Source organism: Blastococcus sp. TF02A-35, from assembly GCF_004571075.1.
Taxonomy (GTDB): domain Bacteria; phylum Actinomycetota; class Actinomycetes; order Mycobacteriales; family Geodermatophilaceae; genus Blastococcus.
Genome location: NZ_SPQP01000026.1, coordinates 46,617 through 57,899 on the forward strand (window position 1 = coordinate 46,617; position 11,283 = coordinate 57,899).

At 74.6% G+C, this 11,283-nt stretch carries 10 protein-coding genes; 6 read left to right on the forward strand and 4 right to left on the reverse strand.

Features of this window, described 5'->3' with window-relative positions; genetic code table 11:
- Position 1: 1 nt before the first annotated feature.
- Complete coding sequence (locus E4P43_RS13295; RefSeq protein ID WP_135145935.1) at positions 2–523, forward strand: RNA 2'-phosphotransferase; 522 nt, start codon at positions 2–4, stop codon at positions 521–523.
- Between the two features lie 3 nt (positions 524–526).
- Here E4P43_RS13295 and E4P43_RS13300 read toward each other — a convergent pair whose 3' ends face one another.
- Positions 527–1,615 carry a PP2C family protein-serine/threonine phosphatase gene (locus E4P43_RS13300; protein ID WP_245159118.1) on the reverse strand — a complete coding sequence of 363 codons (1,089 nt, stop codon included), beginning with the start codon at positions 1,613–1,615 and terminating at the stop codon, positions 527–529.
- A 77-nt stretch (positions 1,616–1,692) separates the two neighbouring features.
- Positions 1,693–2,877, reverse strand: coding sequence for a Cache 3/Cache 2 fusion domain-containing protein (locus tag E4P43_RS13305; RefSeq protein WP_245159119.1), 1,185 nt, complete (start codon positions 2,875–2,877; stop codon positions 1,693–1,695).
- 379 nt (positions 2,878–3,256) lie between these two features.
- Between E4P43_RS13305 and E4P43_RS13310 the strand changes: the two genes are divergently transcribed.
- On the forward strand, positions 3,257–3,658 hold the full coding sequence (locus E4P43_RS13310) for a hypothetical protein (protein ID WP_135145936.1): 402 nt from the start codon (positions 3,257–3,259) through the stop codon (positions 3,656–3,658).
- 64 nt (positions 3,659–3,722) lie between these two features.
- Positions 3,723–5,435 (forward strand): signal peptidase I, encoded by a 1,713-nt coding sequence (locus E4P43_RS13315; protein ID WP_135145937.1) that lies wholly within the window; start codon positions 3,723–3,725, stop codon positions 5,433–5,435.
- Between the two features lie 4 nt (positions 5,436–5,439).
- On the opposite strand, the gene E4P43_RS13320 is transcribed toward E4P43_RS13315, so the two are convergent.
- Complete coding sequence (locus E4P43_RS13320; protein ID WP_135145938.1) at positions 5,440–5,973, reverse strand: GNAT family N-acetyltransferase; 534 nt, start codon at positions 5,971–5,973, stop codon at positions 5,440–5,442.
- A gap of 42 nt (positions 5,974–6,015) precedes the next feature.
- Between E4P43_RS13320 and E4P43_RS13325 the strand changes: the two genes are divergently transcribed.
- On the forward strand, positions 6,016–7,173 hold the full coding sequence (locus tag E4P43_RS13325) for a benzoate/H(+) symporter BenE family transporter (RefSeq protein WP_135145939.1): 1,158 nt from the start codon (positions 6,016–6,018) through the stop codon (positions 7,171–7,173).
- Between the two features lie 6 nt (positions 7,174–7,179).
- Here E4P43_RS13325 and E4P43_RS13330 read toward each other — a convergent pair whose 3' ends face one another.
- A complete protein-coding gene (locus tag E4P43_RS13330; RefSeq protein WP_167759178.1) occupies positions 7,180–8,013 on the reverse strand; it encodes a PHP domain-containing protein in 834 nt (277 codons plus the stop codon).
- Between the two features lie 81 nt (positions 8,014–8,094).
- Between E4P43_RS13330 and E4P43_RS13335 the strand changes: the two genes are divergently transcribed.
- Together E4P43_RS13335 and E4P43_RS13340 are read left to right on the forward strand one after the other, a co-directional pair.
- Positions 8,095–10,317, forward strand: coding sequence for a DEAD/DEAH box helicase (locus E4P43_RS13335; RefSeq protein ID WP_135145941.1), 2,223 nt, complete (start codon positions 8,095–8,097; stop codon positions 10,315–10,317).
- A 54-nt stretch (positions 10,318–10,371) separates the two neighbouring features.
- Positions 10,372–10,998 (forward strand): alpha-ketoglutarate-dependent dioxygenase AlkB, encoded by a 627-nt coding sequence (locus E4P43_RS13340; RefSeq protein ID WP_135145942.1) that lies wholly within the window; start codon positions 10,372–10,374, stop codon positions 10,996–10,998.
- Positions 10,999–11,283 lie beyond the last annotated feature (285 nt).

Sequence of the window (11,283 nt, forward strand, 5' to 3'; positions counted from 1 at the left end):
CGTGGACGTCGTCCGGGCCAGCAAGCGCCTGTCCTACGTCCTCCGCCACCGCCCGGACTCCGTCGGTCTCGAGCTGGACCCGGCCGGCTGGGCGGACGTCGACCGGCTGCTGGCCGCGCTCCACCTGACGCGCGAGCAGCTGGAGCGGGTCGTCGCCACCAACGACAAGCGCCGGTTCGAGCTGCGCGGCGACCGGATCCGCGCGGTCCAGGGCCACAGCGTCGCCGTCGAGCTCGGCTACGCCCCCGAGCGCCCGCCCCCCGTGCTCTTTCACGGGACGGTCGAGCGGTTCCTCCCGTCGATCCTCGCCGAGGGGCTGCGGCCGGGACGGCGGCACGCGGTGCACCTCAGCCCCGACGTCGCGACCGCGCGCACCGTCGGCGCCCGGCGCGGCCGTCCGGTGGTGCTGCGGGTCGACGCCGCGCGCCTGGCCGACGACGGCACGACCTTCAGCCGCTCGGCCAACGGCGTCTGGCTGGTCGACGCCGTCCCGCCGTCGTACCCTGCGCTGCTCGAGGGCTGAGGCTCAGCGGGGGAGGCGGACGGCCAGCAGCGCGATGTCGTCGTCGCCGCGCGAGCCCAGGGCGCCGAGCAGGCCGTCGCAGACCCGGTCCAGCTGCTCCTGCCCGACGCGGGACAGCGCCCTGAGCAGCCAGGCGGTCCCGTCGTCGAGGGTCATGCCGCGGCGCTCGACCAGGCCGTCGGTGTAGAAGAGCACCGAGTCGCCGCGGTGCAGCTCGACCTCGTGCTCGGTCCGCGGGGCGCTCGCCCGTCCCGCGCCCAGCAGCCGCTCGGGGGTCCGCTCCAGCAGGTCGGCGGTGCCGTCGGCGCGCACCAGGACCGGCGGCAGGTGGCCCGCGTTGGACCAGCACAGCGGGGCCGTCGCGCCGTCCCCGCGGACGTCGACGGTCGCGACCGCCACCGTCACCAGCGTGTCGAGGCCCATCTGCTCCAGGACCGCGTCCAGGGCCGTGAGCAGCGCTGCGGGTGAGCTGTGCCCCGAGCCGGCGAGCGCACGGACCATGCCGCGGGTCTGGGCCATCGTCGCGGCGGCGGGCGCGTCGTGGCCGGCGACGTCACCGATCACCAGCATCATCCGGCCGTCGGGCAGCGGGAAGGCGTCGTACCAGTCCCCGCCGACCTGCGCGCCCTGCTCGCCGGGCAGGTAGCGGGCGGCGGTCTCCATCCCCGGGACCCGAGGGGGCGAGCCGAGCAGCGCCCGCTGCAGCGTCTCGCTGGTGCGCACCGCGGCGCGCGTGGCGGCCGCCTCGGCGCTGAGCCGGGCGGTGTGCGCCTCGTTGCGCAGCCGCCGCTCGCAGGTGGCGACGGCCAGGAAGCCGGCCAGGACGACGGCGAGCAGCCGGATCGACTGGGCCACCACCGACTCCGCGGTGTACTGCTGCGAGTACAGCCCGAGCAGGGTGGCGACGACGAAGGTGGTGGCCGCGTAGGCGACGGTGGCCTGCCGGCTGAGCGAGGTGGCGGCCACAAGGGGGGCCATGACGCTGAGCCCGAGCACCACCTGCTGGCGGCCGGTGGCCACCTCCGCCAGCACGACCAGGAGGAGGACGACGGCCGGCAGCGCCACGTCGACGCGTCCCGACCGGTTCACCACGTACCTCTCGTCCGGTCCGGTGCCACGGCTGCTGTTGAACCGAGCCTCCAACCTAGTGGACGCCCCGGGGGCGGCCGTCAGCCCGGCGAGCCGGGCATCGAGTCCAGGGGCATGCCGACGTAGAGCATCCCGATGAGGACGCCCGCGTCGTCGTGCAGGCCGGCGTAGGCGGTGAAGTACTGCCGGCCGGCGACCGTCGCCTCGCCGGTGTAGACCTCCCCGGCCAGGACGGCGGCGAGCACGGGGTTGCGGGTGCCGTCGGCGCCCACCCGGGAGATGTAGGTGCCGATGTTGCGCCGGCCCGCGGGGTTGAGCACCGTGGTCGCGGCCCGCACCATGCTCCCCTGGTCGTCCAGGCGCTGGAAGAGGGTGCAGCTGCCGCCCACCTGCCGCACCACCTCGTCGACCAGCGGCACGGGACGGCGCGGGTCGTCGCTGCGCTCCAGCGGGACGTCGCCGATGAGGACATCGGGCAGCTGCGCGGTGTGGGCGGCGCCGGTGGCCTGGTCCTTCACGCTGACGGTGGCGCGGTGCTCCCCGAGGCGGGCCCCGCCCAGGTCGGCGAGGCACTGCTCGGCGACGGCGAGCGCCCGGCGGACGTAGACGACCCGCTGGCTCTCGGCCAGCCGGCCGACGGCGTCGGTGATGCGGGCCGAGCCGCTCGCGGCCCGGTCCACGTTCTCGACGACGCGCTCGGTGGCGGCCCGCTGCTGCTCGACGGCGGCGGCGATGGCGTCCTGCGCCTCGGCGATCGAGCCGAGGGTGCCGGTGATCCGCTGGATCACCTGGACGGCCTGGGCGGTCTCGTGCTGCACGGCCTTGATCTGCGCGTCGATGTCCTGCGCCGCCTGGGCGGTGCGGCCGGCGAGCTCCTTGACCTCGTCGGCGACGACGGCGAAGCCGCGGCCCAGCTCGCCGGCCCGCGTCGCCTCGACGGAGGCGTTCAGCGCGAGGAACCGGCTCTGCTGGCTGATCGCGGTGATCATGCGGACGAACTGGGTGATGGACTCGCTGGCGGTCTGCAGCGCGGCGATGCGCTCGTCCACGGCCTGGGCGTCCCGCACCGCCTCCTCCGCGACGGCGGAGACGCGGCTGGTGCTGGTGGAGATGTCGCCGATGGCGACGCGCAGCTCCGCGAGCGAGGCGGCGGCCTCGCGGGAGGTGTCGGAGACCTCGCGGGAGGCCTGGGCGAGCACGCCGGCCTGCTGGGCGGCCGCCTCCATGCTCGTGTCGCGCTCCGGGGCGCGCCGCGGAGCGGTCACCCGAGGGGCCGTGCCCGCTGCGGGCGCCGCAGCCCCCACCGACGTCGACGAGCGCACCACCCGACTCCTCCTCCGCACCTCGAGAACGCACCTCGACGTGCCCGGGGGCAGGAGGTTCCGGAACAACCTAGGCCGCTGGGCCGGCGATCCGAGGAGGCACGCCGCGCAGCGACGGCGGTTCGTCCGACCAATTCCCAGAATGGTATTCGGTCACCTTCCCAGAATTGTCGACACGGAGACTCCAGTTTCTTTTGGGACAAGAGTTAAGAATGTGCCGGGCGTTGCCGAAGACCTGGTTGTCGAACGACAGGCCAGTGCCGATGACCCGGATGACAGGCATCCGGGCGGGCAGGGCCGCTGAGAGAACAGGACACAGGCAATGCGCAAGTCGCGCGTTCTGCTCGCCGGAGTCGCGGTTGCCGCTGCCGGCCTCACGACCACCGCTTTCACCGCCAGCAACAACTTCGGGACGGTGGACAACAACGTCGCCGGTTACGGCGAGCTGGTCACCTCCGGTGTGACGGTCACGAACATCGCCTACACCCCGACCGCCGCGGACGGTGCGCGCCTGCAGAGCGTCGCCTTCACCGTGACCGAGGACCTCACCGGCATGTCGTCGCGGATGACCCTGTACGGCCTGGGCGGCAGCCCGGCCCCGATCTCCAACGGCGCCTCCACCTGCAGCTACGTGGCGGCCAACAACCTCGTCACCTGCACCATGACGACGCCGCCGCTGATCACGTCCTTCGACAAGACCTCGCTGACGGTCACCTCGAACTAAGCAGTCCCGTCCTGGGCGAGGCGGCCCTCGTGGCCGCCTCGCCCGAACCCCGATCGGTGCCTCCATGACAGCCGCATCACGAGTCGCGAGCACCAGCGCCGCAGCCGCGCTGGTGCTCGCGACCCTGTGGTTGTTCTGGCCCCAGTCGCTCGGCGGGGGCACCACGTACGTCACCACGTACGGCAGCAGCATGGAGCCCGGCTTCTCCGCCGGGGACATCGCCGTCCTGAGCGAGGCCGCCACCTACTCGGTGGGCGACGTCGTCGCCTACCGCAGCGAGTCCCTCGACACGGTCGTCATGCACCGGATCGTCGCCGCGGACGCCGACGGGTTCGTCACCCAGGGCGACAACAACGACTTCCTGGACCAGGACCGGCCGACCCGGGACGAGATCCTCGGCACGCTGTTCTTCCGCGTCCCCAACGGCGGCCACGTGCTGGCCACGCTCACCTCGCCGTGGACGCTGGCGGTCGTCGGACTCGCCACCGTCCTGGTCGTGGGCTCGGCCAAGGTCGGCAAGGAGAGCAGGGGCCGCCGGTCGCGGCGTCGCCGCGCGCCGTCGCTCCCGATGCCCTCCCTGTCCGTCCCGTCCGTCTCCCTGCCGGCCCTCACGGGGCCGGCGCTGTCGGTCCTCCGCCCGTCGGCGGGCGCGGTCCCCCTCCTCGTGCGCGCGAAGGCCCGCCAGGTGGCGCTGGCCGCCGGGTCCGTGGCGCTCGTGGCCGCCGTCGCGGCCGCGGGGCTGTTCCTCGCCCCCTCCACGCAGGCGGGCAGCGAGACGGTCGCGGTGACCGAGGAGGGGACGTTCACCTACTCCGGGACCGCCGCCCGGGGCACCACCTACCCGGCCGGGGTCATCGAGACCGGTGACACGGTCTGGACCAAGCTCTCGACCGGCCTGACCGTGTCCTACGCCAGCACCGTCACCGGTGACGGCCTCGCCGACCTCCAGGGCGTCCTGCGCCTGGACGTCTCGATCGAGGCCCCGGACGGCTGGAGCGCCTACCTGAACAGCGGGCCGGTCGTCCCGGTGCAGGACGGCGCCGCGACCGCCAGCGTCGAAGTCGACGCGGCCGCGGCCGCCGCGGTGCTGGAGGAGCACTACGCGGAGGTCGGCGGCGCCGCCGCCGGTGCGACGCTGCGGATCACGCCCACGACGGCGACCTCGGGCACCGTCCAGGGGATCCCGTTCGAGACCGAGCCGCCCGCGACCCTCGCCTTCGCCCTCGACCCGACCTCGCTCCGGCTGGCCGGTGAGGCCGACACCGTGCTGAGCACGCTCACCGAGACCGCCGTGCCGACCGACGAGGTCGTCCCCCGGTCGTTCGCCGTCGCCGGGGCCACCGTCCCGATCGGCGTCGCCCGCGGGGTCGCGGTCCTCGTCCTGGCCCTCGCCGTGGCCTGCGCCGCCGTCGGCGCCTGGCTGAGCCGGGGCGGTCGCGACGACCCCGCCGACGAGTTCGTCGTCCGCCACGCCGACCGGATCGTGCCGGTCGCCGCCCTCGCCGCCGGCGGCACCGTCATCGACGTCTCCGACGCCGAGTCGCTGCACCGGGTGGCGGAGCGCTTCGACACCGTCGTGCTGCACCACGCCGGCGAGGACGAGGACACCTTCGCCGTGCGCGACGTCGACGCCACCTACCGGTTCGTCGTCCCCGGTGGGTCCGGCCGCCGCGGGAAGCCCCCGGTGCCGGCGCCCCGCCCGGCGACCGCGCCCGCAGCCGACGACTTCACGACGCCGCTGCCGCGGGTGGGCGGCCTCCGCGGCCGCATGGCCTGACCGCTCAGACCGGCTCGGTCGGCTCGTCGTCGTAGGGGCCGAGCGCCCGCTGCGTCCAGAAGACGTCGAGCCACCGCCCGTGCTTGAAGCCGATCCGCCGGTAGGTGCCGATCGGCTCGAACCCCATCGCGGTGTGCAGCCCGGTGCTGGGCTCGTTGGGCAGCGTGATGCAGGCGACGGCGGTGCGGAAGCCGCGCTCGGCCAGCCGGGCGAAGAGCGCCTCGTAGAGCACGCGCCCGCCCCCGCGCCGACGTCGTCCGCCGTCCAGGTAGACGCTCACCTCGCACGACCACCGGTACGCCGCCCGCTCCTTGTAGGGGCCGGCGTAGGCGTATCCGACGACGGCGCCGTCCTCCTCCAGCACCAGCCAGGCGTGTGCGCGCTGCGCCGCGGCGATGCGCTCGGCCATCTGCGCCGCGGACGGCGGCTCGAGCTCGAAGGTGATCGCCGTGTCGGTGACGTAGGGGGCGTAGACCGCGGCGCAGGCGGCCGCGTCGTCCGCGGTGGCGTCGCGCACGACCGGAGCAGAGGAACCCATGATCACCAACGGTAGAGAGCGGCTCCGCTAGCGTCGCGCGCCGTGCCCGCCGCCCCGTCGTCGACGACCGTCGCCGGGCTGGTGACCGCCCTCGTCGGGTTCCTCAGCTCCTTCGCCGTGGTGCTCACCGGCCTGCGCGCGGTCGGCGCCTCGCCGGGCCAGGCGGCCTCCGGGCTGGTGGTCCTGTCGGTCGCGATGGGCCTGAGCACCGTGCTCCTGGCCCAGCGCACCCGGATGCCGGTCACGGTCGCCTGGTCGACCCCCGGCGCGGCCCTGCTGGCCACCGCCTCCGCGCCGTCCTGGGAGGTGGCCGTCGGCGCGTTCGTCCTCGTCGGGGCGCTGGTCCTGCTCACCGCGGTGTGGCCCCGCCTCGGCAGCGCGATCGGGGCGATCCCGCCGGTGCTGGCGCAGGCGATGCTCGCCGGCGTCCTGGTGCCGCTGTGCCTGCAGCCGGTCCGCGCGGTGCTGGAGATCCCCTGGCTGGTGGTCCCGGTGGTCGTGGTCTGGGTGGTCCTGCTGCGGCTGTCACCGCGCTGGGCGGTGCCGGCCGCGTTCCTGGTCACCCTGGGCCTCATCGGCTGGCTGGCCCTGCGCGACGGCGGGGTCGCGGCGGCGGCGCTCGTCCCCCGGCTGGAGTGGACGACCCCGGACCTCGGGTCGGTCGCGGTGGTGGGGCTCGCCCTGCCGCTGTTCCTCGTCACGATGGCCTCGCAGAACGTGCCGGGGATGGCGGTCCTCGCGTCCTACGGCTACCGGGCGCCCTGGCGGCCGGCCATGGCCGTCACCGGCGCCGGCACGGTGCTGGGCGCGCCGTTCGGCGGTCACGCGATCAACCTGGCGGCGATCAGCGCCGCTCTCGCGGCCGGACCGGAGGCCGACGCCGACCCCGCGCGCCGCTACCTCGCCGCGCGCACCGCCGGCCTGGCCTACGTCGGGCTCGCGCTCGTCTCCGCCGCGGTCGCCGCGCTCGTCGTCAGCGCGCCGGCCGGTCTCGTCGCCGCGGCGGCGGGGCTGGCCCTGTGGCCGGTCCTGGCGTCGTCGCTGAGCGCCGCGCTGGCGCGCGCCGAGGACCGCATCCCCGTCCTGGGGACCCTGCTGGTCGCCGTCAGCGGGATCACGGTCGGCGGCGTCGGCTCGGCCTTCTGGTCGCTGGTGGTGGGGCTTGCCCTGTGGGCGTGGTTCCGGCCGTCCCCCGCCTGAGGGGCGTCAGCGGCGCCAGAAGTCGAAGCGGTCGCGCCCCGGTCGGAAGCCGGCGGCCTCGGCGACCGCGACGGCCAGCTCGAACTTCTGCCCGACGGCCGTGGGCGCGTGCGCGTCGCTGCCGAAGCTGACCGCCTCGCCGCCCTCCTCGTGGAACCAGCGGATCTGGTCCGCGGAGGCGAGCGGGCTGCTGGTGTTGATCTCCAGCGCGCGGCCGCTGCCGGCCAGCGCCCGGAACACCGCCCGGTACTCCTCCTCGTAGTCCTTCTCCACGTACCGGTGGCTGCCGCCGGGCCAGTACCGCCGGGGGAAGTCCACGTGCGCGAGGACCTGGAAGACGTCGCTGCCCTCGATCATGCCGACCATCTCGCCGAGGTAGCGGCGCATCGTGGCGTCGGCGTCCCCGTGCAGCAGCCGGCCGACGCCGACCAGGCGGCCCTCGTCGGCCAGGGAGTGCAGCGAGCCGAGGACCCGGTCGACCGGGGAGTCCTCGAGGTGCTTGGCGATGCTGGCGGCGAACAGGTGCGGCTCGCCGGTCTCGATCCCGGACCAGATGCGCAGCTCGGGGAAGCGGTCGCGGCACTCGGCGAGCTCGGCGAAGTAGCCCTCGACGTCGATGGGCAGCTGGTGGGCCGGGTAGCGGTCGACCAGCCCCTGTTCGGTGGCGCGGTCCTCGGCCTGCCAGACGGTGAAGTCCAGGTGCTCGGTGAACGCGATCGCCGGAAGCCCCTGGGCGACCGCCCGCTCGCAGGCCTTGCGCATCGTGGAGGAGTCCGGCGTGTCCCACGACCAGTGGGTGTGCACGTGGTTGTCGGGCGGGAGCTGTCCCTCGTGTTCCATCGCTTGTGGATTCTCCACCCGTGTCCCCAGGTCGCGCGCGGGCACCCGTCGCTGTCGGCGGTCGTGCCTACTGTCGTGCCCATGACCACCGCTGCCCCGCCGTCGGAGATCGCCGACGAGGCCCTGCAGATCCTGCGCGAGCTCACCGGCCGGCCCGACGCGGTCTTCCGCGAGGGGCAGGACGCCGCCGTGGCCGCGCTGGTCGAGCGCTCGCAGCGGGCGCTCGTCGTGCAGCGGACGGGCTGGGGCAAGTCGGCGGTCTACTTCGTGTCGACGGCGCTGCTGCGCCGCAGGGGCAAGGGACCGACCTTGCTCGTGAGCCCGCTCCTGGCCCTCATGCGCGACCAGGTGGCCGCCGCCTCCCGCGCCGGCATCCGCGCGGTCGAGATCTCCAGCGCGAACATGACCGAGTGGGACGACATCGCCGCGCGCCTCGCGGCCGACGACGTCGACGTCCTGCTGGTCTCCCCCGAGCGGCTCACCAACCCGCGCTTCCGCGAGGAGCAGCTCCCCGGGCTGGTCGCCCGCTGCGGCCTGGTGGTGGTCGACGAGGCGCACTGCGTCTCCGACTGGGGCCACGACTTCCGGCCCGACTACCGCCGCATCCGCGACCTGCTGGGCACGCTCCCGGCCGGCACGCCGGTCCTGGCCACGACGGCGACGGCGAACGAGCGCGTGGTGGCCGACGTCGCCGAGCAGCTGGGCGCCGGCGGCGTCGAGGTGACGACGGTCCGCGGCCCGCTGTCCCGCGACTCGCTGCGGCTGGGCGTCCTGCGGCTGCCGTCGGACCGCGCGCGGCTGGCCTGGCTCGCCTCGCACCTGGACGACCTGCCGGGCAGCGGCATCGTCTACACGCTCACCGTCGCCGCGGCCGAGGAGACGGCGAACCTGCTGCGCGACGCCGGCCACGAGGTGCGCGCCTACACCGGCCGGCTCGACGACGCCGACCGCAAGGACGCCGAGGAGGCGCTGCGGGAGAACCGGGTCAAGGCGCTGGTCGCCACGTCGGCCCTCGGCATGGGGTTCGACAAGCCCGACCTCGGCTTCGTCGTCCACCTCGGGGCGCCGTCGTCGCCGGTCAGCTACTACCAGCAGGTCGGCCGTGCCGGCCGCGCCGTCGAGCACGCCGACGTCCTGCTCCTCCCCGGCCCGGAGGACATCGCGATCTGGCAGTGGTTCGCGACCTCGTCCATGCCGCGGGAGGACCACGCTGCCGCCGTCCTCTCCGCGATGGCGGACGGCAAGGCGTGGTCGGTCGCCCGCCTGGAGACGGTCGCCGACGTGCGCCGCTCCCGCCTGGAGCTGCTGCTCAAGGTCCTCGCCGTCGACGGCGCCGTGGAGCGGGTGCAGGGCGGCTGGCGCTCGACCGGTCAGCCCTGGGTCTACGACGCCGACCGCTACGGCCGCGTCACGCGCACCCGTGAGGCCGAGCAGCGGGCGATGCTCACCTACGCCAAGCCGGTGGACGAGGCGGAGTGCCGCATGGCGTTCCTGCAGTCCGCCCTGGACGACCCGACCGCCGCACCGTGCGGGCGGTGCGACGTCTGCGCCGGCCCCTGGTACCCCACCGACGTCCCGGAGGCCGCCGCGGAGAAGGCGTCCGCCGCGCTGGACCGCCCCGGCGTGGAACTGGCCCCCCGTGCCATGTGGCCGACGGGCGCCGACCGGCTGGGCGTCGACGTGAAGGGCAAGATCCCGCCGTCGGAGCAGATGGCGACCGGTCGTGCGGTCGCCCGCCTGACCGACCTCGGCTGGGGCCAGCGGCTGCGCACCCTCCTCGGGGACGACGGCGTCGGCGGGGTGGTCGAGCTCGACCTCGAGGCGCCCGGTCTGGAGGAGGACCCGGACGCGGCCTTCGACGTCCCGGTGCGGCGCTCGGTCTCCGACGTCCCGCCGGATGAGGAGCTCCTGCGGGCATGCGGGCGCGTGCTCGCCGCGTGGGACTGGGCGGAGCGGCCGGCCGCGGTCGTGGCGGTCCCGTCCCGCCGCCGTCCGCAGCTGGTCAGCGGTGTGGCCCAGGGGCTGGCCCGGATGGGGCGGCTCCCCTACCTCGGCGAGCTCTCCCTCGCCCACGGCGGCCCGACCGGCCAGCCCGGCGGCAACAGCGCCTTCCGGCTGGCCGCGGTGTGGGACCGCATCGTGGTCGGGCCGGAGCTGCGGGAGCGCCTGGCCGAGGTGTCGGGCCCGGTGCTGCTCGTGGACGACCTGGCCGACTCCCGCTGGACGATGACCGTGGCCGGCCGGGAGCTCCGGCGGGCCGGTGCCTCGGCAGTGCTGCCCTTCGCGCTGGCGCTCACCGCCTGAGTTCTCCACAGCTTTTCGCACACATGTGCGAAAAGTCCGGGTAGCGTCATCCCCATGACGCTGGCGCACCAGCCCTCCATGTGGGACCTCGCCGAGGAGGCGACGCTCGCCCCGCTCGCCGGGGTCGTCCGCCACCAGCTCGGCCGCGGCGCGTGGGTCGACCACCTGCCGGGCTGGGTCTCCGGCTCCGACGAGGTGCTCGAGGTCCTGCTGGGGGACATCGGCTGGCGGGAGGACCGCCGCCAGATGTACGAGCGCGAGGTGGCGGTGCCGCGGCTGCTGCGCTGGTACGGCGGGGGCGAGCGGCTGCCGCACGCGCTCCTCACCGAGGCGCGGGAGGAGCTGAACCGTCACTACAGCCCCGAGCTCGGCGAGCCCTTCGTGTCCGCCGGCATGTGCCTGTACCGCGACGGGCGGGACAGCGTGGCCTGGCACGGCGACCGGATCGGCCGCGGGCGCTCCGCCGACACGATGGTCGCGATCGTGTCCTTCGGGTCCCCCCGTCCGCTCCTGCTGCGCCCGGTCGGCGGCGGCGAGTCCCTGCGGTTCCCGCTGGGGCACGGCGACCTCGTGGTGATGGGCGGTTCCTGCCAGCGCACGTGGGAGCACTGCATCCCGAAGACGACCAAGCCGGTGGGACCTCGCGTCAGCGTCCAGTTCCGCCCTCGCGGAGTCGCCTGACCTGCATGTTCTCGCCCGGGGACGCCCACCGGAGGGTCCCGTGGGGACCCCCCGTGCAGGCCCCGAAATCGTCGTGTAATGTTCTCTCTGCGCCCCACGGGAGGCCCGCAAGGGACACCGAGGAGCCCCCCACGGGGATGGCTCTGGAAGCGGCGTAAAGTTGGACATCCAGCCAGGGACGAAGCCCGGAAGGGTCGAGTTTCTGCGCGTCCGCTCCTTGAGAACTCAACAGCGTGCCGAAAGTCAGTGCCAAGTAATACCCCGTGCCAGGGCTTTGTGCTCCTG